Consider the following 26,669-nt stretch of genomic DNA (forward strand, 5'->3'; position numbering starts at 1 on the left):
CATGCCTTTTTTCCAAAAGGCCCGGCGACCCGCCGGGCCGCCGGGCGGAGGCTCAGCCCGGCCCGCCGAACCGCTCGCGGTAGGCCTGCGGAGTGATCCCCAGGCGGCGCAGGAACAGCCGGCGCAGCGGCTCGTCCGACCGAAAGCCCACCCGCGCCGCCACGGTTTTGAGCGGCAGGCCGTTCTGTTCCTCCAGCAGCCGGCGGGCGCCTTCGAGCCGGGCGGTCTCGATGAAATCCGACGGGCTTTGCCCGCATTCCTGCAGGAACACACGGCGGAAGTTGCGCTCGCTCATGGCCGCCCGCGAGGCGAGCTGCTGCAGCGCCAGAGGCTCGGCCAGGTGCGACAGCACCCACGCCTGTACCTCGCGGATGCCCGGGTGGCGCGTGCCCTGGCTGGCCAGGTGCATGCTGAACTGCGATTGCCTGCCGGGGCGCTTCAAGTACATCACCAGGTCGCGCGCCACCTCCAGCGCCAGCGTGCGGCCGAAGTCCTCCTCCACCAGGGCCAGCGCCAGGTCGATGCCGGCGGTGACCCCGGCCGAGGTCCACAGGTTGCCGCTGCGCACGTAGATCGCGTCGGCATCCACGCGCACGGCGGGAAAACGGCGCTGCAGCAGATCGGCCACGCTCCAGTGCGTGGCCGCCTGCGCGCCGTCCAACAGGCCGGCCGCCCCGAGGAAGAAGCTGCCCGAGCACAGCGCCACCATGTGCCGCACCCGCGGCGCGGTGGCCGCCGCCCAGGCCACCACGCCGGGGGAGGCAGCCAGCGCCGTCTCGATGTCGCGGGACCCCACCACCAGCGCGATGTGCGGGTCCGGCCCCTGCCCCAGCTGGCGCGTGGCCCGCAGCGACATGGCCGTGTCGGAAGACACGTCGCCCAGCCCTTCAGCCGCCACCGACACCGCATAGCCCGGTGGCTGGCCGCGCCGCGCCAGGTGCACGTTGGCATAGTCGAACACCGACATGGGGCCGATCGCCTCCAGGGCCTTGAAGCCGGGGTAGACGACGATATCGACGGTGTAGGGAGTGGACATGACGGGCAGAAACCAAGAAATCAAAAGACTGCGGGCGGCACGACCCGCTCCAGCGGCCAAGATGCCCAGCACGGCGGCCAAACACGGCCGGGGCCCGCGCGGCGCGCGGCGGAGCGGGCCAAACGCTTTTACGCTCGCGGCACCAGCATGCAGGACCGTCCGGGCGCCGCCCGGGCAGGATTGTCGCCGGCCGATCCGGCCATGCCAGGCGGCCGGACCTGCCGCATCTGCTAGAAAGACTGCTGAAGACGCCCGAGGCGCCGCGCCCGCCGGCATAAGACGCCGCCGTGCCCCCCTTTGCGAGCCACCGAACCACCCACTGACAGGAGCCCCATCCCATGAAAACCCAAGCCGCCGTCGCCTGGAAGGCCGGAGAACCCCTCACCATCGAAACCGTGGACCTGCAGGGCCCGAAATTCGGCGAGGTGCTGGTCGAAATCAAGGCCACCGGCATTTGCCATACCGACTACTACACCCTCTCGGGCGCCGACCCGGAAGGGATCTTCCCCGCCATCCTGGGCCACGAAGGCGCGGGCATCGTGGTGGACGTGGGGCCGGGCGTGACCACCCTCAAGAAGGGCGACCACGTGATCCCGCTGTACACGCCCGAATGCCGCCAGTGCAAGTTCTGCCTGTCGCGCAAGACCAATCTGTGCCAGTTGATCCGCGGCACGCAGGGCAAGGGGCTGATGCCGGACGCCACCAGCCGCTTCAGCATCGACGGCCAGCCCATCTTCCACTACATGGGCACGAGCACGTTCAGCAACTACACCGTGGCCCCCGAGATCTCGCTGGCCAAGATCCGCGAGGACGCCCCGTTCGACAAGGTCTGCTACATCGGCTGCGGCGTGACCACCGGCATCGGCGCGGTGCTGTTCACTGCCAAGGTGGAGGCCGGCGCGAACGTGGTGGTGTTCGGCCTGGGCGGCATCGGCCTGAACGTGATCCAGGGCGCCAAGATGGTGGGCGCGGACAAGATCATCGGCGTGGACATCAACCCCGCCCGCCAGGAGATGGCGCGCCAGTTCGGCATGACGCACTTCATCAACCCGAATGAGGTCGAGAACGTGGTGGACACCATCGTGCAGCTGACCGACGGCGGTGCGGACTATTCCTTCGAATGCATCGGCAACACCAAGGTGATGCGCCAGGCGCTGGAGTGCACGCACAAGGGCTGGGGCCGCAGCATCATCATCGGCGTGGCCGAGGCCGGCGCCGAGATCAGCACGCGCCCCTTCCAGCTCGTGACGGGCCGCAAGTGGGAAGGCTCGGCCTTCGGCGGCGCCCGGGGCCGCACCGACGTGCCCAAGATCGTGGACTGGTACATGGAAGGCAAGATCGACATCGACAGCCTGATCACCCACACCATGCCCCTGGCCGACATCAACCACGGGTTCGACCTGATGAAGCGCGGCGAGTCGATCCGCGGCGTGGTCATCTACTGACCGCCCCGCGGCAGACCCCGATGGTGCCCGCCATGGACCGCATGGAACCCCTGCGCCGGATCGAGGCCGGCGTGCTCAATATCGCGTATTTCGAGGCGGGCCCCGCCGCGGGGCCGCCCGTCGTGCTGCTGCACGGCTTTCCCTACGACATCCATGCCTATGCCGAGGTCGCGCCGCGGCTGGCTGCGCAAGGGTGCCGGGTGGTGGTGCCGTTCCTGCGGGGCTACGGCCCCACGCGGTTCCTGAGCGCGGCCACGCCGCGCTCAGGCGAGCAGGCGGCGCTGGGCGCGGACCTGCTGGCGCTGCTCGATGCGCTGGCGATCGAGCGCGCGGTGCTCGCCGGCTACGACTGGGGCGGGCGCGCGGCCTGCGTGGTTGCGGCGCTGTGGCCCGAGCGGTGCGCCGGGCTGGTCTCGCTCAACAGCTACAACATCCAGGACATCGGCCGGGCCATGGTGCCCGACACGCCGGCCAACGAACAGCGCCTGTGGTACCAGTACTACTTTCACAGCGCACGGGGCGCGGCCGGCCTGGCAAACGACCGGCGGGCCCTCACCCGCCTGCTGTGGCAGTCGTGGTCGCCGACCTGGGCGTTCGACGAGGCCACCTTCGAGCGCAGCGCCGCCGCGTTCGACAACCCCGACTTCGTGGACGTGGTGATCCACTCGTACCGCCACCGCTTCGGCTTGGTCACGGGCGATCCGGCGTACGCCGGGATCGAATCGCGCCTGGCGGCGCAGCCGGCCATCCGCGTGCCGGCCATCACCTTCGACGGCGTGGACGACGGGGTTCGCCCGCCGGCCGATGCCTCGGCCCATGCCGCGAAGTTCAGCGGCCTGCGCACGCACCGCTGGGTGCCCGGCGCCGGCCACAACCTGCCGCAGGAGGCCCCCGAAGCCTTTGCCGATGCGGTGCTCGAACTGGTCCGTGCCACGCCTTCTTCTTCACTTCCCACGCCATGACCCATCCCCTTCAGACCCTGTCGGAACACCGCAGCTTCGGCGGCACCCAGCGCTTTTACCAACACGACTCCACCGAGATCGGCCTGCCGATGAAGTTCTCGGTGTACCTGCCGCCGCAGGCCGCCCACGGCCCGGTGCCCGCGTTGCTGTACCTGGCAGGCCTGACGTGCAACGAAGAGACCTTCATGGTCAAGGCCGGCGCGCAACGCCGGGCCTCGGAACTGGGCCTGGCACTGATCGCGCCCGACACCAGCCCCCGCGGTGCCGCGGTGGAGGCCCTGCCGGACGCCACCGCCCGCTGGGATTTCGGCATCGGCGCGGGCTTTTACCTCGATGCGACCCAAGCGCCCTGGCGCACGCACTGGCGCATGGAAAGCTACCTGGTGCAGGAACTGCTGCCCCTGCTGGGCCGGCACCTGCCGATCGACCTGGATCGCCTGGGCGTCTTCGGCCACTCGATGGGCGGCCATGGCGCGCTGACACTGGCGCTGCGCCACCCCGGCCGCTTCCGGTCGCTCTCGGCCCTGGCGCCGATCTGCGCGCCCACGCAGTGCCCCTGGGGCGAGCGGGCATTCACCGGCTATCTGGGCGCGGACCGCACGGCGTGGGGCGAGCATGACGCCACGGTGCTCATGGAAAACCAGCCGCTGGCCCCCTACCCGGCCGGCATCCTGATCGACCAGGGGCTGGGTGACAAATTCCTCGCCGAGCAGCTTTACCCGGAGCGCTTCGAAGCCGCATGCCAGGCCATCGGCCAACCCCTCACCCTGCGCCGCCACGAGGGGTACGACCACGGCTACTACTTCATCCAGACCTTCATCGAAGACCATCTGGCACACCACGCAGCGCTGTTGGAATAGGCCGGCGGGCCCACCTACCCGTTTTGTAACGCCACGGGTAAACCCTTAATTTGCTCTTAAGGCTGGCGCTCAAGAATGCGCCATGACTCACATTCCGCAGCCGCAGTTGCGGCTTATTACAAAGACGAGCAAGGGAGCGTTGGGACATGCGGGGCTGGACCCCCGCAACGCCCTGCATCCGGCTTGGATCATCACCATCATCAGCCTCTGGCTGGCCACGGCCTGCAACGTGCCGTTGTGGCGAGCCCTGCTGCAATTGCCCAATGCCCACAGCCTGCGCGGCTGGGCGTTCCTGATGGCATTCGTCTTGGCAGTGGCCGCCGCCAATGCCGCGGTCATCGGCTTTCTCGCGTGGGGTCGCCTTCTCAAGCCCATGCTGGCCGTGGGTATCTTGCTGGCCGCTCTTGGTTCTTACTTCATGACGGCCTACGGCATCGTGATCGACACCGGGATGATCACCAACGTGCTGCAGACCGATCCGCGCGAGGCGGCCGACCTGCTCGACTGGCGCCTGCCGCTCACGATCGTGGCGCTGGCAGGGCCGCCCCTTTGGTGGCTGGCGCGCACCCGCGTGAAACCGCTCGGCTTTGCCCGGCAGATCATGTTCCATGGCCTGCTGCTGCTGGGCTCGCTGGCCCTGGCCGCGGGCTTGGTCTTCGCCGTGTTCCAGGATTTTTCCTCCGCCATGCGCAACCACACGCAGCTGCGCTACCTGATCAACCCCCTGAACAGCCTCTATGCCGTGGGCAATGCCGCTGCGCGCCCCCTGCGCCGGGATGCCGGCCCGCTGATGCCGCTGGGGCGCGATGCCAGGCTGGGGGCGTCCTATGCCGGCCAAGGCAAGCCGCCGCTGCTGGTGCTGGTGCTGGGCGAGACCGGGCGCAGCGGCAATTTCGGCCTCAACGGCTACGGCCGCCCGACGACGCCCGAGCTGTCCGCCCGCAACGACCTCGTCAGCGCCCGCAACGCCTGGTCCTGCGGCACCAGCACGGCGGCATCCGTGCCCTGCATGTTCTCCAACCTGGGGCGCACCGCCTACGAGGCCAGCCGCATCCGCTCCGAGGGGTTGCTGGACGTGCTGCAGCATGCCGGACTGGCCGTGCTGTGGGTGGACAACCAGTCGGGCTGCAAGGGCGTGTGCGACCGCGTGGCCGAAGCCAGCACCTCGGCCAAGCCCGATGACCCCCAGTGGTGCGCCGACGGCAAGGAATGCCTGGACGACGTGATGCTCAAGGGCCTGGACGCCCGCATCGCGGCGCTGCCGGCCGAGCAGCGGGCGCGCGGGACCGTGGTGGTGCTGCACCAGATGGGCAGCCACGGCCCGGCGTATTTCAAGCGGTCGCTGCCTTCGCAAAAGCCCTTCCAGCCCGAATGCCGGACCTCGGCGCTGCAGGAATGCCAGCGCCAGGAAGTGGTCAACGCGTACGACAACAGCATCGTGTCCACCGACCATTTCCTCAATGCCACCATCCAGTGGCTGGCCGCGCAGTCGGGCACCGCGCAGACCGCGATGATGTACGTGGCCGACCACGGCGAGTCGCTGGGCGAGAACAACATCTACCTGCACGGCATGCCCTACGCCATCGCGCCCGATGTGCAAAAGCACGTGCCCTGGATCACCTGGCTGTCGCCCGCCATGCAATCGCGCACCCGCACCACCACCGCCTGCCTGCAAAAAGACCTGGGCGAGCGGCGACTGTCGCACGACCACTACTTTCACTCCATCCTCGGGTTGATGGACGTGCAGACCAGCGTTTACGAGGCGTCGAAGGACATGTTCGCCACCTGCCGGGGCGTGGCCGCCGCAGGCTGATCCCCCGCCGCGCGGCGACAATCGCGCCCATGAACCTGCGGTTTGTCGAAGCCTTCCACTGGGCCGCCTCGCTCAAGAGCATCACGCGGGCGGCCGAAAAGCTGCACATCACGCAGTCCGCCCTGTCCAGCCGCATCGCCGCGCTGGAGGAGGAACTGGGCGTGATCCTGCTGGACCGGCGCGAGCGCCTGTTCCGCCTCACCGCCGCCGGGCAGCGCTTTCAGCTGCTGGCCGTGCGCCTGCTGGAGCTGCAGCGGCAGGTGAAGGAAGAACTGGGCACCAGCCCGCACGCGCCGGTGGCGCTGCGCATCGGGGCCATCGAATCGGTCGTGCACAGCTGGCTCACCGGCTGGTTGCAGGAGATGCACAAGACCCGCCCCGACTTCGAGCTGGAGCTGACCGTGGAAACCTCGCCCGTGCTGGTGGACCAGGTGCGGCGCGGGGCGCAGGACCTGGTGTTCACCTCCCTGCCCGCCACCGACACCGCGGTGCGCACACGGACCATGCCGCCGCTGGAACTGGTGTTCGTCGGGCACCGCACCCTGCACTCCGCGGGGCGGTACGACCTGCAGCGGCTGGCGCAGCACGACCTCATCACCTTCCAAAAGGGCTCGCACCCGCACCAGAGCCTGCTGCAGCTGTTCCAGGAATCGGGCGCGGCCGTGCCGCGCATGCACGCCATCTCGTCGATTTCGGCCATGCTGCAGTTCGTGGAAGCGGGATTCGGCATCGCGGTGCTGCCGCGCGCCGTGACGCAGCGGCTGTCGCACCGCATGCCGCTGCACATCTTGCGGGCCTCGTGCGCGCTCACCGCCCTACCCATCCACGCCAGCTACCGCGAAGACCCCGGATCGGGAATCACCGAATCGGTGCTGGAATCGGCGCAGGCGTACGTGGCCCAGACCCAGACTGCCCGAAAAAAGCGCACGCCGCGCTGACCGCACCGTCGCAGTGCACGCGCCCCCGGGAAAGCCCGGATGGCATTGGCATGCTTTTCGCAATATTGAAAATTCAGTGGTCGCCATCGATTTTTTCGATGACGTGAACGCAAAATTTTGCGTTGGATTCGCCGCCGTGCGGCTTTCAGAATCCGCGGCATTGCCACCACCGCAAGCCCCGCATTCCAGGGCTTTCACGACGATGCCATCCCCTGTTCTTTCCCCCGGCGCCGCCGCCGGTCTGACCGCCCGGTCCACCGCCCGCGACGTGCGCGCGGCCGCCCGCGCCGGGCACCTGTCCGACCACACGAGCGGCCTGGCCAGCGACTACGTGCAGGTCAACCTGGCCATCCTGCCCCAGGCGCTGGCCACCGAGTTCCAACGTTACTGCGAGCGCAACCCGCGCGCCTGCCCGGTGCTGGCGGTCAGCGAGCCCGGCTCGCCCGCCCTGCCCGCGCTGGGCGCGGACATCGACATCCGCACCGACCTGCCCCGCTATGCCGTGTGGCGCGACGGCGTGCAGGTGGACGCGCCCACCGACCTCTTCGCCCACTGGCGCGACGACCTCGTGACCTTCGCCATCGGCTGCTCGTTCTCGTTCGAGCACGCGCTGCTGGCGGACGGCATTCGCCTGCGGCACATGGACCAGGGCCGCAACGTGTCCATGTACCGCACCGACCGCGCCACCGAGCCCAGCGGCGCGTTCCGCGGGCCGCTGGTCGTTTCCATGCGCCCCATGGCAGCTGCGGACGCGATCCGAGCCATCCAGATCACCTCGCGCATGCCGCAGGTGCACGGCGCCCCCGTGCACCTGGGCGACCCGGCACTCATCGGCATCCACGACCTGTCCCGGCCCGACTACGGCGACGCCGTGAGCGTGCAGCCGCACGAGCTGCCGGTGTTCTGGGCCTGCGGCGTGACGCCCCAGGCCGCCATCGCGGCGGCCCGCCCCGCCTTCTGCATCACCCACGCGCCGGGGCACATGCTGGTCACCGATCTGCTCAACCGCGATCTGGTGACCGCCTGACGCCGCCCTTACTGTCCCACCCCTTCCAAGAAAGACTTCGCACCATGTGGCTCCGGCACACCTCCCCCACCGAGCGGCGCACCCTGGCCGCCACCTTCGCAGGCTATGGCGTCGATGGCTTCGACTACATGATCTACACCTTCCTCATCCCCACGCTGCTGGCCGCGTGGAACATGTCCAAGGCGGAGGCCGGCTACATCGCCACCGGCGCGCTGCTCACCTCCGCCATCGGGGGCTGGGCCGCGGGCGTCCTGGCCGACCGCTACGGCCGCGTGCGGGTGCTGCAGTGGACGGTGCTGTGGTTCACACTGTTCACCTTCCTGAGCGGCTTCACCGAATCGTTCGGCCAGCTGTTCTTCACCCGGGCCATGCAGGGCTTCGGCTTCGGCGGGGAGTGGGCCGTGGGCTCGGTGCTGATCGCGGAGACCATGTCGGCCAAGCACCGCGGCAAGGCGGCCGGGCTGGTGCAAAGCAGCTGGGCCGTGGGCTGGGCCGCTTCGGCGCTGGCGTTCTGGGGCGTGTATTCGGTGCTGCCGCCGGAGATCGCCTGGAAGGTGCTGTTCTGGATCGGCATCGTGCCCGCCGTGCTCATCATCTACATCCGCCGCAACATCCAGGAGCCCCCGGTCTACCTGGCGGCCCAGGCCCGTGCCCGCGCCGCCGGCACGCAGGGCAGCTTCCTGCGCATCTTCCACCCCTCGCTGCTGCGCACCACCGTGCTGGCCAGCCTGCTGGCCACCGGCATGCAGGGCGCCTACTACTCGGTCACCACCTGGCTGCCAACCTTCCTCAAGACCGAGCGGCACCTGTCCGTGCTGGGCACCAGCACCTACCTGCTGGTGCTCATCGCCGGCTCGTTCTTGGGCTACCTCGCCAGCGCCTGGCTGTCGGACGTGATCGGCCGGCGCCGCTGCTTCATCCTGTTCGCGGCGATGGGCATGGCGCTGGTGCTGGCGTACACACAGATCCCGATCACGGACGGGTGGATGCTGGTGCTGGGCTTTCCGCTGGGGTTCTTTTTGTCAGGCATCTTTTCCGGAATGGGCGCATTTTTGTCAGAACTGTTCCCCAGCGACGTGCGGGGCTCGGGCCAGGGGTTCTACTACAACTTCGGCCGCGCCATCGGCGCCATCTGCCCGGCGCTGGTGGGCACGCTGAGCAACACGCTGCCGCTGGGCCAGACCATCGGCTGGATCACCGCGATCTGCTACGGGCTGGTGATCGTGGCGGCGCTCGCCCTGCCCGAAACGCTGGGCCGGGAACTGGGCGCCGAGGCCGCGCCCATCCACTGAGCCGGCATTGCGCGGTGCGGAAACGCGCAAAAGGAAGCCCCGTTTTCGCCGGGTGGCAGGCCGCGGGGTGCGGATCGAGCACGTAACTTGCATATGTATCAAACCGTTGCGAACACCCGACAGAAAGGGGTAGCCCGACTGCCAGACGAGGGGTGTTCACGGCCATACTGCGACCCATCCCAATGCCTTCCGTACGCCCTCCTGAAAGGACCCCTTCCATGAAAAAACTGACCTTGCGGCAAAAGCTCTGGCTCCCGCTGGTCCTCGCGTTGCTGGGGCTGCTGGCACTGACCTTCGTGAACGCGTGGCAGACCCGGCAGATCCAGTACCAGGCCCGGCAATCGGCCCTCTCCGACATCACCGACATGGCGCTGACCGTGGCCAGCGATTACGAAAAGCAGGCCCAGGCCGGCAAGATGAGCCAGGAGGAAGCCCGCAGCGCCGCCCTGGCGCGCATCGCCTCGCAGCGCTACGGCAAGGACGGCTACGTCACGGTGATCGGCTCCGACTCCATCATGGCGATGCACCCGATCAAGCCCGAGCTGAACGGCAAGAACATGATCGCCTTCAAGGATGCCAAGGGCAACCTGCTCTACGTGAACATCGCCGCCGCCGGCGCGCAGGGCCGCGGGTTCCTCGAATACTGGTGGCCGCGCCCGGGCAGCGACGCCCCCAGCCCCAAGATCGGCTACGTGGTGCGCTTCAAGCCCTGGAACTGGGACCTGGTGGCCGGCGACTACGTCGACGACATCGAACAGGCCTACCGCGCCTCGCTGTACCGCGCGATCGGCTTGCTGGCCCTGCTGGGGCTGGTGATCTCGGCCCTCACCGGGCTGGTGGTGCGCGACATCGAACGCTCCGTGGGCGGCGAGCCACGGGCCGCTGCCGGCGCCGCGATGCGCATGGCCGACGGCGACCTGCAGGCGGAGATCCCGCTGCGCGCCCGCGACGAGCAAAGCCTGATGTACGCCATCGGCTTCATGCGCGACCGGCTCGCCAGCATCCTGCACCGCATCCAGCAGGCCACCAGCACCATCGACCATGCGGCCAGCGAAATCGCCCAGGGCAACGGCGACCTGTCGCGCCGCACCGAGCAGCAGGCCTCTTCGCTGCAGCAGACCGCCTCCAGCATGGAAGAGCTGACCGCCACCGTGCGCCAGAACGCCGACAACGCCCGCCAGGCCGCGCAGTACGTCTCCAGCACCGCCCAGACCGCCGTGCAGGGAGGCCAGGTGGTCAACCAGGTGGTCGAGACCATGCGTTCCATCAGTGCCAGCTCGCGCAAGATCAACGAGATCATCGGCGTGATCGACGGCATCGCGTTCCAGACCAACATCCTGGCGCTGAACGCGGCGGTGGAAGCCGCCCGCGCCGGCGAGCAGGGCCGCGGCTTCGCCGTGGTGGCCTCCGAAGTGCGCGGGCTGGCCCAGCGCAGCGCGGCCGCCGCCAAGGAAATCAAGACCCTCATCAGCGAATCAGTCAACGAGGTCCACACCGGCTCCGAGCTGGTCGAGAAAGCCGGCAAGACCATGGGCGAAGTGGTCGAGTCCGTGCACCGCATCTCGGGCCTGATGGAAGGCATCGCCTCGGCCAACGTGGAGCAGACGGCCGGCATCGAAGAGGTGAACCGCGCCGTCTCGCAGATGGACGAGATGACGCAGCAGAACGCCGCCATGGTGGAAGAAGCCAGTGCCGCCACCTCGGCCATGGCCTCGCAGGTGGCCGTGCTGCGCGAGGCGCTGGCCGTGTTCCAGCTGGGCGAGGCCGCAGCCCTCGCGGCCGAGCACCACCCCACGCCGGCCCCGGCGCCCAAGGTCTCGCCACGGCCTTCCACCCGGCTGCTGCGCGCCTGACCAGGCCCGCAGCGCGGGCCGGCCGGAACGGCGCCGGCGGCCCGCGGGGGGCAGATGGTTCTGGGTGGTGTGCGCCGCGGCACCCTCGCGTGAAACGGGCACCGCAGGCGCTCTAGCTCTGAGCCGGCACCGCAGGCGCACTAATTCTGAGCCGGCACCGCAGGCGCCGGACGGCGAAGCAGCAGCCAGCCGAACAGCGGCGCCGTGATGTACATCAGCACCGAGTAGATGGCCGCGGGCAGCGCCAGTGTGTAGCTGCCCAGCACGCTCAGTGCGATGAAGATGGCCAGCGTCGAGTTGTGGATGCCGATCTCATAGCTCACCGCGGTGGCCAGCGGCTTGTCCAGCCCGGCCGCGCGGCTCAGGTAATAGCCGGACAGCAGGCTCGCCAGATTGAACACCAGCACCGCCGGCCCGATCTCGGCGAAGGTGCTGGCGATCGAACTCCACTCCTTGGCGATGGACAGGATGGACACCACCGCCAGCACCAGCGCGCTGAAGACCTTCACCGGCTTTTCCATGCGCGCCGCGAAGGCCGGCCAGCGCGCCGCCGCGGCCATGCCCAACCCCACCGGCACCAGCACGATGGCGATCACCTCCAGGAGCTTGCCGGTCTGGATCGGCACCACCTGCCCGCTCTGGGCGAAGTGGGCGATGGCCGCGTTGGCGATGATCGGCAGCGTGACGATGGACAGCAGCGTGTTCACCGCCGTCAGCGAGATGTTCATCGCCACGTTGCCGCCGAACAAATGAGAAAACAGGTTGGCCGAGATGCCGCCCGGCGACGCGGCCAGCAGCATGAGGCCGATGGCGAACATCGGCGACAACCCGAAGGCGCGGATGATCGCGTAGCACAGGATCGGCAGGCCGATCACCTGCAGGCCGAGCGCGATGCCCACGGCCTTGGGACTGTGCAGCAGCCGCCGGAAGTCGGCCACCCGCAGGGTGAGCCCGAGCCCGAACATGACGAGGGCCAGCGCGCCGAACAGAAAGCGCGTGACGATGAGGGTGCTGTCCATCGGGGCCGCCGCGCTCAGTCGCGGTAACCCGTGTCGGTGCGGTCGAGCTTGCGGATCAGCGCGGGCCAGACGAACTGCCCGCCCAGGCCGCCCGTCTGCACCTTCATCGCATGGCCCACCCCCTGCACGATCTGCGGGTGCACCCGCGTCAGCTCCCCGCCGCCGGACTGCGCGGCGATCTGGATCTGGCAGGTGGATTCGAACGTGTACATGGCCAGGAACGCATCCGCCACCGTCTTGCCGCAGGTGAGCAGGCCGTGGTTGCGCAGCATGAGGAAGTTGGCGTGGCCCAGGTCGGTCTGCAGGCGGGTCTTCTCATCGTCGCGGATCGCCACGCCTTCATAGTCGTGATAGGCCAGCGAGGCCAGCACGAAGGTCGACTGCTGGCTGATGGGCAGCACGCCGTCCTTTTGCGCGCTCACGGCGATGCCGGCCCGCGTGTGGGTGTGCAGCACGCACTGGATGTCGTCGCGTGCCGCATGCACTGCGCTGTGGATCACGAAGCCCGCCGGGTTCACCGGGTGGGGCGAGTCGATCACCTTGTTGCATTGCGAATCCACCTTGACCAGGCTGGACGCCGTGATCTCGTCGAACATCAGGCCGTAGGGGTTGATGAGAAAGTGGTGCTCCGGCCCCGGCACCCGCGCGCTGATGTGGGTGAACACCAGGTCGCTCCAGCCGTGCAGGGCCACCAGGCGGTAGCAGGCGGCCAGATCGACGCGCAACTGCCACTCTTCGGCAGACACGAGTTGCCGGACTTCGGACGGGGTGATCGCATTCATGAACATTCCTTGGGTTGGGTGCATGGGACAGAGGGCGCCGGCAGCCGTCAGGCGGCGGCCGGCTGCGGCGGCTGCAGCGCCGCCTTGTAGAGGCTCTGGCGCGGCTGGGCCAGCACGCGCCGCAGCATCGGCATGAACGTGTCGAGCGGCAGCGTCTCGGCGTGCGGGTCGAACGCCGGGTTGTCGTAGCGCTCGCAAAAATCGGCCGTCTGCTGGTAGTGCGGGTGCCCCGCGAACTGGTCGCGCAGGTGGCGGTCCAGCCCGATATGGTGAAAGAAATAATGGCCCTGGAAGATGCCGTGGTGCTGGACCATCCAGTGGTTGGCCTCGCTCACGAACGGCTGCAGGATGGCGGCCGCGATGTCGGGGTGGTTGAACGAGCCCAGCGTGTCGCCGATGTCGTGCAGCAGCGCGCACACCACGTACTCCTCGTCCCGGCCGTCACGCAGCGCGCGGGTGGCGGTCTGCAGCGAATGCGTGTAGCGGTCCACCGGAAAGCCGCCGTAGTCGCCTTCCAAGATGCGCAGGTGCGCCGCCACCCGGTCCGCCAGGCCGCGCGAGAACTGCATGAATTCGCCGCCAATCGTCTGCCAGTCCTCGCGCGTGCTGTCCTGCATGCGCACGAAAGTCGCCTTTTGATGGGTCTGCATCGTTTTGTCTCCGTGGGGGAACCGGGCCACTGTAGGCGCGCCCTGCCCCGCCAACTGTCCAATAATTGACAGTTCGACCCCTTGGTTTACCCGCCCGCGCCGGACCGCACACCGCCCTGCATGCCCCACACGCCCCCGCTGTCACCCGCCCAACGCCGCACCCTGGAAGGCAATCCCTGGTTCGCGGCCCTGCCAGCCGCGCAGCGCAATGGCCTGCTGGGCACGGCGGAACTGGTGCACCTGCAGCGCGGCGCCATGCCCTTTCGCCAGGGCGACCCGGTGGGCGCGGCCGGCAGCGGGTTCTACGGCCTGCTGGCCGGCACCCTCAAGATCTCCACGCTGCGCGACGATGGCCGCGAAGCCATCCTGGTGCTGCTGGAGCCGGGCAACTGGTTCGGCGAGATCACCCTCATCGACGGCTCGCCGCGCACGCACGACGCCACCGCGCTCACCGGGGTGGACCTGCTGGTGGTGCCGCCCGCCGCCTTCGCCGCGCAGATGGCCGACCCCGTGTTCGCCAACGCCATGGCCACCCTGCTCGCCTCGCGGGTGCGGGGCCTGTACAGCATGATGGAAGACGCCACCCTGCGCGGGCTGCGCGTGCGCGTGGTGCACCGCCTGCTGGCCCTGGCGCGCGGCGACGCCACCCAGTCGGCCACCCTGCGGCCCAGCGTGGCCGTGCCGCAGGAGGCCCTGGCCATGATGCTCGGCGTGACGCGGCAGACCCTGTCGAAAGAGCTCAACGCCCTGGCCCAGGAAGGCCTGATCGGCCTGCGCTACCGGCGCATCGAACTGCTGCACCTGGAAGCACTGCAGCGCTTGGGCGGCGCTGGCTGAACGGGCCCGTGCCCACCGTGTTCGCCCGGCGGCGCGATGCCGTCAGCCGCTGAACACCGCCGTGCGCCGCTGCTGCCCCGCAGGGCGCAGTGCCATGCGCTCGGCCAGCGCCTGAATGCCTGCCTCGCCCTTCGCCAGGGCCGCCCGGCTGGTATGCACCGAATACATGCCCGTTACCAGATCGTGCGGATGCGGCTCGGCGGACCCGATCACGAACACCGCGCTGCGCTCCTGCGAGGCCTGCAGTTCGATCGTGCCGGATGCGCCGAACACCGCCATCTCGCCCGTGGCCACCGCGTTGGGGCCGACCAGCTGGCCGTGGCTGACCGCCAGCCAGGCCGCATCGTGCCCCTGGGGCGGCGCATACGTCCATGCCTGGCCGGGCTGCAGCGTGACGAGCAGGTAGTGAACGCCCTCCGGTGCCCGCACCGGGCTGCGAAGGCCGGCGTATTCGCCGAGGATTACCGTGACCGGGCCGCTGGCGGGCATGGCCCTGGCCTCGATGTACTGGCTGTCCACCGGGCCGTTTTCCAGTTCGGGCGGCAGGGCGAGCCACAGCTGGAAACCCGCGATGCGCGGCGACTGCCCTGGTGAAAGCTCCTTGCCATGCCACACGCCGCCCCCGGCGCGCATCCACTCCACGCCGCCGTAGGCCAATTCCCCCTCGCCCGAGACCGCATCGTCGAAGCGAAAGTCGCCTTCGGTCACCACCGTGACGGTGGCCAGCCCCGAGTGCGGGTGAATGGGCATGCCACCGGCAAACGACGATTCGCCCTGGAACAGATCCAGAAACACGAAAGGCTTGAGCACCTGGCCCAGGTCGCCAGGGCTCATCAGCCGGGTGATGGGACCGTGTCCACGGCCGCGGGTGCGCCGCACGATGGTTCGTTGGGCGGTGGGGGAAAGCAAGGCGGACATGGTGGGTGCTCCTGAAAAGACGGCCGGACAAATCTGCGCTGGCGCCACGTTCGGTTTGCCGTGGCGCCGCTGCCCATCCAATGTAGAGACGTGCACTCCATCTGCGAAGCCTATTTGATTGAATATGATCCATCTGCTTTAACGATGGATTGAGGACATCACCATGCTCGATGGCGTCTCACTGGACCACCTGCGCATCTTCGTCGCCGCGGTGGAAACCGGCAGCTTCTCGGCAGCCGGCCGCCGCGTCGGCCGGGCGCAATCAGTCGTCAGCCAAGCCATCGCCGGGCTGGAGGCGCAACTCGGCGTCACGCTGTTCACCAGGGCGGCGCGCCTGCCCGCCCTCACTCCGGAAGGCCAGGCACTGGCCGGCCGCGCCCGCGACATCGTTCGCGCGGCCGACACACTCAAGGCAGAGGCACGCTCGATGGCCGCCGGCCTGGAGCCCGAACTGTCGGTCGTGGTCGATGTCATGTTCCCCATGGCGGCCCTGACCGACGCCATCGGCGCCTTTGCCGTCGCCTTTCCCGGCACCACGCTGCAACTGCAGGTGGAGGCACTCGGCGCCGCGGCCCAATGGGTGCTGGACGGGCGCTGCCGCGTGGGCGTGATGGGTTCGCTGCCCGTCATTCCGCCGGAGTTCGAACAGGTGCCGCTCATGGGCGTGCCCATGGTCACCGTGGCGGCCACGGGATCGCCGCTGGCAAAGCAGCCGGGCCGGCTCACTCGCCAGCAGCTGAAAGGCCATGTCCAGCTCGTCCTCACCGACCGCTCGCCCCTCACCGCCGGCCGCGACTTCGGCGTGCTGGGCGACACCGTGTGGCGCCTGGCGGACATCGGTGCCAAGCACGCCTTCCTGCGCGCCGGTCTCGGCTGGGGGCACATGCCCCGGCCCATGGTGGAAGACGACCTGCGCGACGGGCGGCTGGTGCGCATCCAGGTGGAGACCGGCGTGCAGGGCGATCCCATGCTCGAGATGAAAGCGGTCTATCGGCGCGACGCGCTGCCCGGGCCTGCGGGCCGATGGCTGATCGAGCGGCTGCGGCGATACCCGGATTGCGGCGAGGCGCGCGCGACCCCGGCGGCTTGAGGACGGCGCGGTGCGGTGCGCCCTCTCACCAGCACCGAACGGTCCGCCGCCTAACCGTCGACCGGATCGAGCGGCGTCTCCAGCGTGAGCTGGTAGAACGCCGCATCCAGCCACCGGCCGAACTTGAACCCCACCTGCGGCATCGTGCCCGTATGGACGAACCCCAATTGCCGGTGCAGCCGGATGCTCCCCTCGTTGGCCGCGTCGATGCAGCCCACCATCGCATGCAGGCCCGCGGCCCCGGCCCGCTCCACCAGCGTTCGCATCAGCAGCGCGCCCAACCCGCGCCCACGGCAGTCCTTGTGCACGTAGACGCTGTGCTCCACCGTGTACTTGTAGGCCGGAAACGCCCTGAACGTGCCCCACGAGGCAAAACCCATCAACGCGCCTTGCGCGTCGACCGCTCCCACCACGGGAAAGCCGTTCGCGCGCTTCGTGGCGAACCAGGCAGACATCGCCGATGGCGGGCGTGCCGCATAGTCGTAGAGGGCCGTCGAATGAGCGATGGCCTCGTTCAGAATGTCGAGAATTGCCCCCGCATGGGCGGCCTCGTCGCAGTCGATCAGTCGAACCTCGGGGATGGGGGTGTGATTCATGGGGAACATGCCGAACGGCGGGCGGACTTCAGCGCTTTGGAACAATCCGGCGGCATCGGCAGAGCGCCCTGCGAAAGCGGCCCGCCGGCCCTGTTGCCTTTCATGCCACCATCGCCTCGTCCAGTAAAGTGGAACATTTTTCCATCTTAATGGAATCTGCGCACCATCCTGCACCAGAACCGAAACCGCGGACCCGGCTTCTTCGCCGGTGCAGCCGCCTGAACGAGCCCGCACATGCCCATCGCCCCTGCTTCCGACCCCACTCCCGCACCCGCTTGCGCCGCACCCGGCACATCCGTTTTGTTCTGGCGCGGAACGGCCAATGCCAGCCTGGAGCGGCTGGCGCTGCACGTCGCGCACGACGGCATCACCGCATCGTCCACGGTGATCGGCCTGGAGGGCGGCTGCTTCCAGCTCACCCATCGCTGGCGGATCACACCCGACTGGCACACGCAGTCGGTCGAGGTCGAGCGCTGGAACGCCAACGGCCACCGGCGGTTGGCGCTCGAACGCAACGGCAGCGGCTGGACCGTCGACGGCAAGCCGCGCACCGATCTGGACGGCGCCGAAGAACCCGACCTGTCCGCGACCCCTTTCTGCAACACCTTCCCGATCCTGCGCACGCCGCTGTCCACCGGCAAAAGCCTCCGCCTGGAAACCGCCTTCATCGACGCACTGGAGTGGACCGTCACGCGGTCGCGGCAGCGGTACGACCGGCTCGGACCGAGGCAGCTGCGCTATGTGGACCTGGGCCTTTTCAGGGGATTCGAAGCCCTTCTGACGGTGGATGCCAACGGTTTCGTCGAGCGCTATGAAGGCCTCTTCGAACGCATCCGACCAGCCTCCTGACCCTGGTGCAGCGCGGGCTGCCGCGCCGGGCGGCGGCGCCTTCAGGCGCCCGTGCGTGCCAGGGGGAGCACCACCGTGAACTCGCTGCCCAGGCCCAGTCCCTGGCTCTCGGCCACCACCTCGCCCCCGTGGGCCAGCACGATCTTGCGCACGATCGCCAGTCCCAGGCCCAGCCCGCCTTCCGCATTCGAGGCGGCGCCCGGTGCCTGGACGAACGGCTCGAACAAGTCGGCCACGGAGCCTGGAGGCAGGCCCACGCCGTTGTCCCGGATCGCCACCGCCACCTGGCGCTCGCCGCGCCATCGCACCTGCAGGGCGATCTCGCCACCGGGATCGGTGTACTTGGCGGCGTTGGTCAACAGATTGGCGAACACCTGGACCAGCCGCAGCGCATCGCCAGTGACCACCACGGGCGCATCGCCCAGATCGGCGTCGAGCCGGTGGCCCTTCTTGGCCACCAGCGGCGCGCTCTGCTCGAGCGCCTGTCGCAGCACCTGCTGCAGATCCACCGGCACCTTCGGCGGCGGGCTTGCGCGCATCAGCCCGGACAGATCGAGCAGGTCGTCCGCCATGCGCGTGAGTTGCGCCACCTGGCGGCCAATCATCTCGCTGGCCCGCAGCACCCGTTTTTCATCGCCGGGCGATCGCTGCAGCACCGCCTGCGCGGAATGGATGGCGGACAGCGGGTTGCGGATCTCATGGCCGAGGATGGCCATGGCGTTGTCCTTGGCACGGTTGCTGGCTTTGAGCTGCTGCATCTTTTCGGCCAGCGCCACGCGCGAGCGCCGCAGTTGCCCGCCCATCAGACCGATGCCCAGGCCGATCGCCAGGAAAAGCAGAAGCCGGGCCACGTTCTCTGGCTGCAGCACCTCGCGCAAACCAGCGCCGCGCTCGATGAACAGGTACGTGCCCACCGACGTGCCCAGCACCGTGGCCAGCAGTGCCGGGCCGAACCCTCCATAGATCGCGGCCACCACGATCGGCACCGTCAAAATGAGGTACGGCCCCTGCTGCCCCAGCACCGGATTGAGCAGGTAGCGCAACAGCAGCGCTGCCGCCACGGCGGCGACGGCGGTCAGATAGTGGCGATTCATGCGCGCGATGATGCCAGGGCCTTGGCCCCTCTTTGCCGTGCCGCGGGCGCTCTGCGGGTTCTGCCACAAAATCGGTCTACCAACCCCTGCCCGCACCATGTCCGTCCACGAAACCCTGAAGGCCTGGGCCTGGCGCATCAAGCGAGACGGCGTCACGCTCTGGTTCGCCTGCAAAAGCCCCGCCACACCGTGGTATGCGAAAGCGCTGGGCGTGGTCGTCGTGGCCTATGCGCTCAGCCCCATCGACCTGATCCCGGACTTCATTCCGGTCCTGGGCTACCTGGACGACGTCATCGTGCTGCCGGCGCTGATCTGGCTCACCGTGAAACTGCTGCCCGCGCCCGTGCTGATTTCGTGCCGAAGCCAGGCAGACGAATGGATGCGAACGGAGGGCCGCAAGCCCCGCAGCCGAGCGGGTGTGGTCTTTGTTCTCGTGGTGTGGCTGGGGGCTGGAGCCTTGGGCTACCTGCTGCTTCGGGACAGGTGGTAGCGCCCTGCCTTCTGCCTGCGTGGCGCAGACCCTGCGCGTGGGCCTTCGCATGCAGCGCATTGAAAGAATTTTTCCGCAGAGACCGCACAGGCCGGCACCACAGGCCTCGCGCCATCACTTCACGGGCAACCTTCTGATGTGGGGGAAGCTCAGCCCATAGTTGCCCGCGACGCCCGGCGCAACGCCAGGATTGGTCAGCTTGATGAACGATGCACCGATGATCGGAATGCCATTGCTGTCCGAAGTCGTCAGGCCCGCCCAGCCTTCCCGAAACCCACCGCTCAGCCGCCTGCGGTTGACTTCGGAGGACAGTACGTACGAGTCGCTGAAAGCGAATACGGAAACCGCGCCGCAGCTTTCATACTTCTCGTTGGGGAAGTTTGGGTTGTAGCGGGCAGTGACGGTCGCCTCGCGATCGGCCATCCACAGGTCCCACGTGCCGTGCATGCTGCAGATGCTCTGGCCGACTTCCGTATTGCCCGAATGGAAATACTGCAAAGTCGTGCGCAAGGGAGGCACCACGGAATACACCCGCTGGTCCGCGGGGTCCGGTTGGCTGTAGTCCTTGCCCACGCTGTACCGCTTGGTGGGGGTGGCCACGACCCAGTCCGTGCGGGCCGAAATCGAAGCATCGAGAACCACCTGGTTCCTGAATCCGGCCACTGTCAGCAGCCGGGAAAGGTCGGCCGCCGTCGTGGCCGCGTTGGTCGCCGTGGGCGGCAGGTAGACGGGGGTGGACAGATCAGGAAAGTCGTTGGAACGGGCGGTCAGCACAGGCGCGGTCGTCGGCCGGGACGTGTTGCCGGGCATGTCCTTGTCGCGAAACGCCAGGCCTGCGGAAACCAGCAACGGGTCGGAGGTATAGCGCTCCGGCTGGGCCACCTCCGAATCCGTGGGCGGAAAGAGCATGTAGTTGCCGCGCGCGGAATCACCTGCACCGTCAACGGCCTGGATCGCAGTGGCAGGGCCGGAGAACGTGGTGGAGTTCAGCACATCCATGATGTACCACGTGGCCGCCAGCCGGCCCGTCGGGCCAGCAAGGCCGCGGCCCGCGGCAACGGCTTCGCTGTTGGCCTCCGACATCAGGGCCGCATTGACGGCGGAGTCATCCACGGTGCAAGGCGCAATGCCGTTCACCTGCTTGATGGCTTTGAACAGTGCCGAATTGCTCGCGGTGTCGGCGCCATAGACGCGCAACTGCGGAATGTCGGCCATCACGATGGCTTCGATGGCACCTTCTCGCGTGTGGGCCGCGGTGACGTCGGGGGTCCATCCAGGATCCAGACGGTCCGTGGAAAATCGTTGCGGCACACCGGTGGCCAGCCGTGGCAGCGTGCAGGACCGGTCGCCCGTGGTCAGTTGCGCGGTGCCATCGGCATTGGCCGTCACCGCGGCCGTCCACATGTCGCCGGGCGACATCAACACATGCACGCTCAGCAGGCTGTCGCCGTTGTTGGCCCCTCGAAACCGCACCTTGACCACCTTGCCGTTGTCGATGTCCGTGTTCATCAGGTGCAGCACGGTCATCTGGCCGTTCTGCGCCGTGAAGTAAGGCACCAGCAGTGCATGGCCGGGCTGGCCCTCTTCCTTCTTGAAACCGACCGCGGTGGTCGCGCCCAACTGGGTGCTGGAAGGGCGGGCGCCGGTGCCCACGATCACGGCGGCAGGCGAGGCACCGGCCAGCGCGAATGTGCCGAGCACGGCTGCCAAAGCCTGAGAAAGGGTTTTGATTTTCATGGTTTCTCCGGTAGCGGGTTGAGTGAGGCGGCACGCGTGTGCCTGCCCACGCGACATGCCAAAGGCTGGCGCACGACAGGACGAATGCCGATGCATGCAGACACCCGCAGAACACAGGCTGCAGGCGTGGGGAAGCAAAATTCGATTCAAGGCCAGGAAGTGGAAAACCCGGGAAGACCCGCCAGAACCTGCAGGATCGTGCCCGCTCAGGCGTCGGCGCCTTGCAGCGTGCTTTTTTACATGGGCAGCCGGGTTTCCCTCTCCCCACCAATGCAGGGTTGACGTAACCGATTGTTCACACGGCGTGGAGGTTTTTAACAGAAGAACCGGCAGCGAACATGCGCCCGGAACGGACACCACAGGCCGGCGCTGCGCAGCCAGGAATGGGGTTTGAATGAAATCACCCCCCAGCACAATTAACACTAGGGCATACCGCTACATATTTAATAGCAACAGGATGCGGGGCCCGCGGGCTATCGCGTGGCGGCGCCCACGGCACCCACACCGCTCACGGCGCCGACCAGGCCGACCCGGCCGGATGCCTGCCGCTTGTCCCTCATCGGCGGCCGACCATGCATGCGGGCGTATTCGCGGCTGAACTGCGAGGCACTCTCGTACCCCACTTCGAAAGCCACCTGGCGCATGCTCTTGCCCTGCGACAGGATCAGGCGGCGCGCCTCCATCAACCGCAGCGCTTTCTGGAACTGCAGCGGCGACAGCGAGGTGATGGCCCGAAAGTGCAGATGGAACGCCGAGCGGCCCATGCCGGCCGCCTCTGCCAGTTGCTCGATACGCACCGGCCGCGCGGGCTCGGCCCGCAGGATCGCCACCGCGCGCGCGATGCGGCGCGCGTGGCTGTCGGGCAAACCCAGGTGGCGGATCGCGGCGCCCTGGCAGCCCCTCAGCAACCAATGGTGGATCTCCCGGACCAAGCCCGCTTTGAGCACCGCGAGCGATTCGGGCCGGTCCAGCAGCCGCACCAGCCGGCGCACGGCATCGCGTAGATCCTCATCAACCGCACCGCCCACCTCGAGCGCGGCGGGAGGCGCATCGCACCCCGGCGCGCCCAGGACCAGATCAGTGATCACCGCCGGGTCCAGCTCCAGTGCAACGGCCAGATAGGGCTGGGCAATGCTGGCCTGGCTGATGCGGCTGGCCGTGGGCACGTTGGCCGTGACGATCATCGTGTCGCCCGCCGCATAGGACACCGTGCGGCTGCCCATGGCGACCCGCTTGCGCCCCTGCAGCACCAGGCACACCAGGGGCTGCTCCACCGCATGCTCCAACGCGCTCGGCGCCGTGCGCCGAACCAGGTACAGGCCGTGCACCGGCGTGGCGGTGATGCCGCCCGTCCGCTGGTGCGTGGTGCCTGTGTAGCGCAAAGCCGCTTGCGTCAATTCGTCGTCCGCCATGGCGCATTCTGGCCAGGAAGGCCGGCCGGGCACAACCGGCCTGGACGATCAGGCAAGGAATGCCGATCTTCGGGCACGCAACGGAGTGGGCGCGACCCTACAGTCGTTGCGTAGCACCGAACCCGGAAAGGCACCCATGACTCCGCTATCGCCCCCGCAAGAGAACCCGCCCGCCGCCGAACCTGCCCGCGCACCGCACCGGGGTGTGCAGGTGCTGGGAGAACAAGGCGCCGGGGGCCGCAAGGCCTTCTTCATCGAGATCGAAGCCCGCCCCGGCCAGGAGGAGGCGGTGGTGCAGATGCTGCGGGACATCCGGGCCTGCGTCGAGGCCGAACCTGCCACGGGTCCGTGGTTCGCCGTTCGGTTTTCGGAAAGACGTTTTGCGATCTTCGAAGCGTTTCCGGATCTGGCGGGGCGGCAGGCGCATGTCGATGGCGGAGGGGGCGATATCTTTCGCGACGTTGCGCGGATGAATGCGATCCTTGCCGAGGCGGCCCAGGTGCATCGCGTGGATGTGTTGATGAGCAAGGATTACTTTTCTCATTGCCGGGATGAGTAAAAAGCCGTGAGGCTGACTGTCAAATAAGGCAAAAAGGCTGGTTGGGGTCATCTGTTCAGCAAACGCGGAGGTCTGCCTCCGTACGAACCGATCATTCAACTCAGACCTCAGCTACCACTCGCTGCCGACTTTCCTCCTGGGTGCAAACGTGGACGCATTTCATATCAATCGGCAGTTCCCCGATCTGCTTTGGCGTTGCGCGCACTCAGCAGACAAGCCGCCAATTCACGCACGATGCGTGACTTGGGAAGATCCGGCCGAAAGATCAGCAAGGTTCGAAAGTGCAGCGCTGCCGAGAATGGGCGAAACACCACGCCCCGGGCCGCATAACCGTCTGTGGCGTAGGGGTTGACCAGCCCCACGCCCAGCCCTTCCATCGCCAGCGCACACACGGTGGATGAATTGGGGGTCTCTGCCACCACCTTGGGCCTGACGTCGCTTGCCTCCAGAATTTGCGTCAGTTTTCTGCGCACAGTGTCCTCCGGCGAGAGCGCGATGAAGGCCTCCTCGTGAAGGTCCTCCGGCTTGACCACCTTGCGCGCGCACAGCCTGTGCCCCTCGGGCATGGCGCAGACTGCTTTGGGCGTGGCGAACAACTGGTGCTCCAGTCCCGCAACATCGATTTCGTCAGCAGCCAGACCGACCTCGAAACGGCTGCTCACCACCAGGTCGCGCACGGTGGCTGAGCTGGCCACCTGCAAGGTGACGGCAATCGACGGGTGCTTTTGCCGAAACAAGCGCAGCGCATGAGGCACAAGGGTCGATCCCATCGCCGCCAGGCTGGCAATGCGGATGTCGCCCGTCCCAAAGTCCCGAATACGCGCTGCGCTGATCCGCAGTCTGTCCAGGCCCTGGAACGTGGTCTCCACATCACGAAAGAAGAGATGGCCTTCGGCGGTGGGCACCAGCCGACCACGAACCCGGTCGAACAGCGCGAACCCGGTGGTCTTCTCCAACTCCAGAATGCTGCGGCTGACGGCCGGTTGGCTGATCTGCAGCAGGTCTGCAGCGCGGGACGCAGAGCCCGTCACCATCACCGCGCGAAAGGCTTCGATCTGACGAAAGTTCATTCACCACCTATCAGCTTTTTGCATAGATCCCATCGGTCGCATCATTGATTGTTATCGATCTGGATTCTAAAGTCCTCTCATTCGCCGGCCTACGGAACACGCGCACTGCCCGCTGGTGCTGATGGGTCGGCCCCACCAACATTGAAAGGACCACAGCCATGGATCGCAGATCGTTGTTGCAAAAGGGGGGTACTGCCAGCGCAGTGATGTTGCTGCCCGGTGCTTCGCTGTGGGCGCAGGCGCCCTACCCCGATAGGCCCATCAAACTGATCGTGCCCTGGTCCGCGGGCGGCAGCACCGATGTGCTGGCCCGTGCAGTCGGCCAGAACATGGCCGATGGGCTGGGCAAACCGGTGGTGATCGACAACCGTCCCGGCGCTGCAGGCCGCCTGGGTGTGGACGCGATGGTGAAGTCGGCGGCGGACGGGTACACACTGGCCATCATCGAATTGGCGCACGCGATTGCACCGTCGATTTATCAGAAGATGCCCTACGACATCATGAACGACGCGGCGGCGATCTCCACGCTCGGAGTCTCTCCCCTGGTCCTTTTCGTGGACGCGCAGAAGTACCAGGCTGGGCAGCACCAGAAATTCGTGGCCGATGCGAAAAAGGCGGCGCAGCCTCTGAGCATCGCCACCAGCGGCACGGGCAGCATCAGCCATCTGGCGGCGGGTCTGTACGCCAAAGAGGCCAAGCTGGAATTGCAGATGATTCCGTACAAAGGCTCGGCGCCCGCATTGACCGATGTGGCGGCGGGCGTTTTGAGCGGTCACTTCTGCACCTTGGCAAGCGCGAGCAGCCTGTTCAGTGCCGGAAAAATCGTGCCCCTGATGGTGACGGGCAATCGGCGCGTGCCACAGCTTGCGAATGTGCCCTCCGCCAGCGAGCTGGGGCTGAACACCATGGACTTTGGACAGTGGTGGGCGTTGGTGGCGCCGGCCAAAGTGCCCAAGCCCATCATCACCGCGCTGCACAAGGCGACGGCCACTGCGCTGGCGGACAAGCAGGTGCAATCCCGCATTTCCAGCCTTGCCATCCAGCTGGGCAGTTGCTCTCCCGACGAGGCCCAGGCCTTCATCCGCGCCGAAGCCATCAAATGGGCCAAGGTGGTCAACAGCCTGGGCATCAAGCCCGAATGAGCAGCCAGCCAGCAAGAGCCATCCGCATGACCCCACAAGCCCACGTTTCTCCCGAAGCGCCCAACGACCAGTTTCGCAGCCTGTCACCCGCCGTCTGGCGCGCCTCCACCGTCCTGTTCGACACCGTCGCAGATTTCACTTCCCGCAAAGACCGCCTGTTCGACGGCTACACCTACGGCGTCACCGGTACCCCCACCACGCGCGCGCTGGAAGAAAGGGTGGCGGCGCTGGAAGGAGCCCACCATTGTGTCGCCGTGCCTTCCGGGCAAGCGGCGCTGTGTTTGATCGCCCTTTCCCTGCTCGAGGCGGGAGACCATGTGCTCATCGCAGACTCCGCCTATGGTCCACTGCGCACCTTCGCCCGCGACTACCTGCAGCGCTTCGGCATAGAACACGACACCTTCGATCCCGTGGCCGGTGCGGACCTGGCGAGTTGGCTGCGCCCCCGAACCAAGCTGGTGTTTCTCGAATCCCCAGGCTCCATCACGATGGAGATGCAGGACATTCCGGCCATCGTGGAGGTGGCCCGGACAGCGGGCGTGCGCACGGTGCTCGACAACAGCTGGGCCTCCCCCCTCGGGTTTCGCGGCATTCCAGCGGGCGTGGACATCGTGGTGGAAGCTGCGTCCAAACTTTTGAGCGGCCACTCCGATCTGCTCCTCGGCACCATCGCAACGGACAGCCGATCGCTGTACGAGGCGTTTCGGACCACGCAGAGCGTTCTGGGGCAGGCGGTGAGCGCCGAAGACTGTTTCCTCGCCCTGCGGGGCATGGACACCCTGGAAGTGCGCTATTCCCACCAGTGCGCCAGTGCGCTGGCCGTGGCCTCGGCGCTCGCCGGCCATGAGGCCGTCACAGAAGTCCTTTTTCCACCGCGCCCCGGAGACCGCAGCCACACGCGCTGGGCAGCTTCGTTCACCGGTGGTGGGTGCGTGCTGTCTTTTGTTCCGCACTTCCACGGCGATGCCGCCATTCACCAGTTCTTCTCGGCACTGCGGGTGTTCCAGATCGGGGCCAGTTGGGGCGGGGTTCACAGCCTGGCGGCGTACTACCCCGAAACAGAGCAACGCAAACGCAAGCACTGCGCATTCAGTGCGGGCATCGTCCGACTGTCCATTGGGCTGGAGCCTTCGGGCAGGCTCATCGCAGACCTTGAGCAAGCGCTGCATGCCGCTGGCGCACTGCCGTCCTGACCTCC

General features: G+C 67.6%; 25 protein-coding genes. 15 read left to right on the forward strand and 10 right to left on the reverse strand.

Annotated elements, in window-relative coordinates; all coding sequences use genetic code 11:
- Window positions 1-52: 52 nt before the first annotated feature.
- Complete coding sequence (locus tag AVAK2825_RS12430) at window positions 53-1,036, reverse strand: GlxA family transcriptional regulator (RefSeq protein ID WP_284398826.1); 984 nt, start codon at window positions 1,034-1,036, stop codon at window positions 53-55.
- A gap of 338 nt (window positions 1,037-1,374) precedes the next feature.
- On the opposite strand from AVAK2825_RS12430, the gene AVAK2825_RS12435 reads away from it, so the two are divergent.
- From AVAK2825_RS12435 to AVAK2825_RS12470, 8 genes are all read left to right on the forward strand, one after another.
- A complete protein-coding gene (locus tag AVAK2825_RS12435; protein WP_284398828.1) occupies window positions 1,375-2,481 on the forward strand; it encodes an S-(hydroxymethyl)glutathione dehydrogenase/class III alcohol dehydrogenase in 1,107 nt (368 codons plus the stop codon).
- A 32-nt stretch (window positions 2,482-2,513) separates the two neighbouring features.
- Complete coding sequence (locus tag AVAK2825_RS12440) at window positions 2,514-3,443, forward strand: alpha/beta fold hydrolase (RefSeq protein WP_284398832.1); 930 nt, start codon at window positions 2,514-2,516, stop codon at window positions 3,441-3,443.
- Window positions 3,440-4,303: an S-formylglutathione hydrolase gene (gene fghA / locus AVAK2825_RS12445; RefSeq protein WP_284398835.1), complete on the forward strand. Its 864-nt coding sequence runs from the start codon at window positions 3,440-3,442 to the stop codon at window positions 4,301-4,303. Before AVAK2825_RS12440 ends, fghA begins: the two co-directional genes overlap by 4 nt.
- Window positions 4,304-4,385: 82 nt before the next feature.
- Complete coding sequence (locus AVAK2825_RS12450) at window positions 4,386-6,116, forward strand: phosphoethanolamine transferase (RefSeq protein WP_284398838.1); 1,731 nt, start codon at window positions 4,386-4,388, stop codon at window positions 6,114-6,116.
- Between the two features lie 29 nt (window positions 6,117-6,145).
- A complete protein-coding gene (locus AVAK2825_RS12455) occupies window positions 6,146-7,054 on the forward strand; it encodes a LysR family transcriptional regulator (protein WP_284398841.1) in 909 nt (302 codons plus the stop codon).
- Window positions 7,055-7,256: 202 nt separating this feature from the next.
- Entirely contained in the window at window positions 7,257-8,081 is an 825-nt protein-coding gene (locus AVAK2825_RS12460; protein ID WP_284398847.1) for a putative hydro-lyase, read from the forward strand.
- Window positions 8,082-8,125: 44 nt separating this feature from the next.
- Window positions 8,126-9,373, forward strand: a complete 1,248-nt coding sequence (locus AVAK2825_RS12465) for an MFS transporter (RefSeq protein WP_284398850.1) — start codon at window positions 8,126-8,128, stop codon at window positions 9,371-9,373.
- Window positions 9,374-9,591: 218 nt separating this feature from the next.
- Window positions 9,592-11,226, forward strand: a complete 1,635-nt coding sequence (locus AVAK2825_RS12470) for a methyl-accepting chemotaxis protein (RefSeq protein WP_272568417.1) — start codon at window positions 9,592-9,594, stop codon at window positions 11,224-11,226.
- A 140-nt stretch (window positions 11,227-11,366) separates the two neighbouring features.
- On the opposite strand, the gene AVAK2825_RS12475 is transcribed toward AVAK2825_RS12470, so the two are convergent.
- From AVAK2825_RS12475 to AVAK2825_RS12485, 3 genes are read right to left on the reverse strand one after another with little or no spacing between them, the layout of a single operon-like run.
- The gene (locus AVAK2825_RS12475) at window positions 11,367-12,245 is read right to left on the reverse strand and encodes a bile acid:sodium symporter family protein (protein ID WP_284398860.1); all 879 of its coding nucleotides are present in this window, start codon (window positions 12,243-12,245) and stop codon (window positions 11,367-11,369) included.
- 14 nt (window positions 12,246-12,259) lie between these two features.
- Entirely contained in the window at window positions 12,260-13,027 is a 768-nt protein-coding gene (locus AVAK2825_RS12480; RefSeq protein ID WP_284398863.1) for a class II aldolase/adducin family protein, read from the reverse strand.
- Window positions 13,028-13,074: 47 nt separating this feature from the next.
- Window positions 13,075-13,677 carry an HD domain-containing protein gene (locus AVAK2825_RS12485; RefSeq protein WP_284398866.1) on the reverse strand — a complete coding sequence of 201 codons (603 nt, stop codon included), beginning with the start codon at window positions 13,675-13,677 and terminating at the stop codon, window positions 13,075-13,077.
- A gap of 120 nt (window positions 13,678-13,797) precedes the next feature.
- On the opposite strand from AVAK2825_RS12485, the gene AVAK2825_RS12490 reads away from it, so the two are divergent.
- On the forward strand, window positions 13,798-14,514 hold the full coding sequence (locus tag AVAK2825_RS12490; RefSeq protein ID WP_284398869.1) for a Crp/Fnr family transcriptional regulator: 717 nt from the start codon (window positions 13,798-13,800) through the stop codon (window positions 14,512-14,514).
- Window positions 14,515-14,556: 42 nt separating this feature from the next.
- On the opposite strand, the gene AVAK2825_RS12495 is transcribed toward AVAK2825_RS12490, so the two are convergent.
- Window positions 14,557-15,432 (reverse strand): pirin family protein, encoded by an 876-nt coding sequence (locus tag AVAK2825_RS12495; RefSeq protein WP_284398872.1) that lies wholly within the window; start codon window positions 15,430-15,432, stop codon window positions 14,557-14,559.
- A gap of 163 nt (window positions 15,433-15,595) precedes the next feature.
- On the opposite strand from AVAK2825_RS12495, the gene AVAK2825_RS12500 reads away from it, so the two are divergent.
- Window positions 15,596-16,522, forward strand: a complete 927-nt coding sequence (locus AVAK2825_RS12500; RefSeq protein WP_284398875.1) for a LysR family transcriptional regulator — start codon at window positions 15,596-15,598, stop codon at window positions 16,520-16,522.
- A gap of 50 nt (window positions 16,523-16,572) precedes the next feature.
- Here AVAK2825_RS12500 and AVAK2825_RS12505 read toward each other — a convergent pair whose 3' ends face one another.
- A complete protein-coding gene (locus AVAK2825_RS12505; RefSeq protein ID WP_284398877.1) occupies window positions 16,573-17,118 on the reverse strand; it encodes a GNAT family N-acetyltransferase in 546 nt (181 codons plus the stop codon).
- Between the two features lie 234 nt (window positions 17,119-17,352).
- On the opposite strand from AVAK2825_RS12505, the gene AVAK2825_RS12510 reads away from it, so the two are divergent.
- A complete protein-coding gene (locus tag AVAK2825_RS12510; RefSeq protein WP_284398880.1) occupies window positions 17,353-17,967 on the forward strand; it encodes a putative glycolipid-binding domain-containing protein in 615 nt (204 codons plus the stop codon).
- 41 nt (window positions 17,968-18,008) lie between these two features.
- On the opposite strand, the gene AVAK2825_RS12515 is transcribed toward AVAK2825_RS12510, so the two are convergent.
- On the reverse strand, window positions 18,009-19,061 hold the full coding sequence (locus AVAK2825_RS12515; RefSeq protein ID WP_284398883.1) for a sensor histidine kinase: 1,053 nt from the start codon (window positions 19,059-19,061) through the stop codon (window positions 18,009-18,011).
- A 97-nt stretch (window positions 19,062-19,158) separates the two neighbouring features.
- On the opposite strand from AVAK2825_RS12515, the gene AVAK2825_RS12520 reads away from it, so the two are divergent.
- On the forward strand, window positions 19,159-19,551 hold the full coding sequence (locus tag AVAK2825_RS12520) for a YkvA family protein (RefSeq protein WP_284398886.1): 393 nt from the start codon (window positions 19,159-19,161) through the stop codon (window positions 19,549-19,551).
- Window positions 19,552-19,665: 114 nt separating this feature from the next.
- Here the strand turns inward: AVAK2825_RS12520 and AVAK2825_RS12525 are convergent, their stop codons facing one another.
- Both AVAK2825_RS12525 and AVAK2825_RS12530 read right to left on the reverse strand, forming a co-directional pair.
- Window positions 19,666-21,345: a surface layer protein NpdA gene (locus AVAK2825_RS12525; protein WP_284398889.1), complete on the reverse strand. Its 1,680-nt coding sequence runs from the start codon at window positions 21,343-21,345 to the stop codon at window positions 19,666-19,668.
- 416 nt (window positions 21,346-21,761) lie between these two features.
- Window positions 21,762-22,700, reverse strand: a complete 939-nt coding sequence (locus AVAK2825_RS12530) for an AraC family transcriptional regulator (protein ID WP_284398892.1) — start codon at window positions 22,698-22,700, stop codon at window positions 21,762-21,764.
- A 136-nt stretch (window positions 22,701-22,836) separates the two neighbouring features.
- On the opposite strand from AVAK2825_RS12530, the gene AVAK2825_RS12535 reads away from it, so the two are divergent.
- The gene (locus tag AVAK2825_RS12535; protein ID WP_284398895.1) at window positions 22,837-23,259 is read left to right on the forward strand and encodes a putative quinol monooxygenase; all 423 of its coding nucleotides are present in this window, start codon (window positions 22,837-22,839) and stop codon (window positions 23,257-23,259) included.
- A 164-nt stretch (window positions 23,260-23,423) separates the two neighbouring features.
- Here the strand turns inward: AVAK2825_RS12535 and AVAK2825_RS12540 are convergent, their stop codons facing one another.
- On the reverse strand, window positions 23,424-24,329 hold the full coding sequence (locus tag AVAK2825_RS12540; RefSeq protein WP_284398898.1) for a LysR substrate-binding domain-containing protein: 906 nt from the start codon (window positions 24,327-24,329) through the stop codon (window positions 23,424-23,426).
- 158 nt (window positions 24,330-24,487) lie between these two features.
- On the opposite strand from AVAK2825_RS12540, the gene AVAK2825_RS12545 reads away from it, so the two are divergent.
- The gene (locus AVAK2825_RS12545) at window positions 24,488-25,471 is read left to right on the forward strand and encodes a tripartite tricarboxylate transporter substrate-binding protein (protein ID WP_284398901.1); all 984 of its coding nucleotides are present in this window, start codon (window positions 24,488-24,490) and stop codon (window positions 25,469-25,471) included.
- Window positions 25,472-25,497: 26 nt separating this feature from the next.
- The gene (locus AVAK2825_RS12550; protein ID WP_284398904.1) at window positions 25,498-26,664 is read left to right on the forward strand and encodes a trans-sulfuration enzyme family protein; all 1,167 of its coding nucleotides are present in this window, start codon (window positions 25,498-25,500) and stop codon (window positions 26,662-26,664) included.
- Window positions 26,665-26,669 lie beyond the last annotated feature (5 nt).

This window comes from Acidovorax sp. SUPP2825, assembly GCF_030158995.1.
Taxonomy (GTDB): Bacteria; Pseudomonadota; Gammaproteobacteria; order Burkholderiales; family Burkholderiaceae_C; genus Paracidovorax.

Excerpts from the sequence above, each read along its gene's own strand:
- AVAK2825_RS12430 (WP_284398826.1), bottom strand. The coding sequence starts at position 1,036 with ATGTCCACTCCCTACACCGTCGATATCGTCGTCTACCCCGGCTTCAAG.
- AVAK2825_RS12435 (WP_284398828.1), top strand. The coding sequence starts at position 1,375 with ATGAAAACCCAAGCCGCCGTCGCCTGGAAGGCCGGAGAACCCCTCACC.
- AVAK2825_RS12440 (WP_284398832.1), top strand. The coding sequence starts at position 2,514 with ATGGACCGCATGGAACCCCTGCGCCGGATCGAGGCCGGCGTGCTCAAT.
- fghA (WP_284398835.1), top strand. The coding sequence starts at position 3,440 with ATGACCCATCCCCTTCAGACCCTGTCGGAACACCGCAGCTTCGGCGGC.
- AVAK2825_RS12450 (WP_284398838.1), top strand. The coding sequence starts at position 4,386 with ATGACTCACATTCCGCAGCCGCAGTTGCGGCTTATTACAAAGACGAGC.
- AVAK2825_RS12455 (WP_284398841.1), top strand. The coding sequence starts at position 6,146 with ATGAACCTGCGGTTTGTCGAAGCCTTCCACTGGGCCGCCTCGCTCAAG.
- AVAK2825_RS12460 (WP_284398847.1), top strand. The coding sequence starts at position 7,257 with ATGCCATCCCCTGTTCTTTCCCCCGGCGCCGCCGCCGGTCTGACCGCC.
- AVAK2825_RS12465 (WP_284398850.1), top strand. The coding sequence starts at position 8,126 with ATGTGGCTCCGGCACACCTCCCCCACCGAGCGGCGCACCCTGGCCGCC.
- AVAK2825_RS12470 (WP_272568417.1), top strand. The coding sequence starts at position 9,592 with ATGAAAAAACTGACCTTGCGGCAAAAGCTCTGGCTCCCGCTGGTCCTC.
- AVAK2825_RS12475 (WP_284398860.1), bottom strand. The coding sequence starts at position 12,245 with ATGGACAGCACCCTCATCGTCACGCGCTTTCTGTTCGGCGCGCTGGCC.
- AVAK2825_RS12480 (WP_284398863.1), bottom strand. The coding sequence starts at position 13,027 with ATGAATGCGATCACCCCGTCCGAAGTCCGGCAACTCGTGTCTGCCGAA.
- AVAK2825_RS12485 (WP_284398866.1), bottom strand. The coding sequence starts at position 13,677 with ATGCAGACCCATCAAAAGGCGACTTTCGTGCGCATGCAGGACAGCACG.
- AVAK2825_RS12490 (WP_284398869.1), top strand. The coding sequence starts at position 13,798 with ATGCCCCACACGCCCCCGCTGTCACCCGCCCAACGCCGCACCCTGGAA.
- AVAK2825_RS12495 (WP_284398872.1), bottom strand. The coding sequence starts at position 15,432 with ATGTCCGCCTTGCTTTCCCCCACCGCCCAACGAACCATCGTGCGGCGC.
- AVAK2825_RS12500 (WP_284398875.1), top strand. The coding sequence starts at position 15,596 with ATGCTCGATGGCGTCTCACTGGACCACCTGCGCATCTTCGTCGCCGCG.
- AVAK2825_RS12505 (WP_284398877.1), bottom strand. The coding sequence starts at position 17,118 with ATGAATCACACCCCCATCCCCGAGGTTCGACTGATCGACTGCGACGAG.
- AVAK2825_RS12510 (WP_284398880.1), top strand. The coding sequence starts at position 17,353 with ATGCCCATCGCCCCTGCTTCCGACCCCACTCCCGCACCCGCTTGCGCC.
- AVAK2825_RS12515 (WP_284398883.1), bottom strand. The coding sequence starts at position 19,061 with ATGAATCGCCACTATCTGACCGCCGTCGCCGCCGTGGCGGCAGCGCTG.
- AVAK2825_RS12520 (WP_284398886.1), top strand. The coding sequence starts at position 19,159 with ATGTCCGTCCACGAAACCCTGAAGGCCTGGGCCTGGCGCATCAAGCGA.
- AVAK2825_RS12525 (WP_284398889.1), bottom strand. The coding sequence starts at position 21,345 with ATGTCGCGTGGGCAGGCACACGCGTGCCGCCTCACTCAACCCGCTACC.
- AVAK2825_RS12530 (WP_284398892.1), bottom strand. The coding sequence starts at position 22,700 with ATGGCGGACGACGAATTGACGCAAGCGGCTTTGCGCTACACAGGCACC.
- AVAK2825_RS12535 (WP_284398895.1), top strand. The coding sequence starts at position 22,837 with ATGACTCCGCTATCGCCCCCGCAAGAGAACCCGCCCGCCGCCGAACCT.
- AVAK2825_RS12540 (WP_284398898.1), bottom strand. The coding sequence starts at position 24,329 with ATGAACTTTCGTCAGATCGAAGCCTTTCGCGCGGTGATGGTGACGGGC.
- AVAK2825_RS12545 (WP_284398901.1), top strand. The coding sequence starts at position 24,488 with ATGGATCGCAGATCGTTGTTGCAAAAGGGGGGTACTGCCAGCGCAGTG.
- AVAK2825_RS12550 (WP_284398904.1), top strand. The coding sequence starts at position 25,498 with ATGACCCCACAAGCCCACGTTTCTCCCGAAGCGCCCAACGACCAGTTT.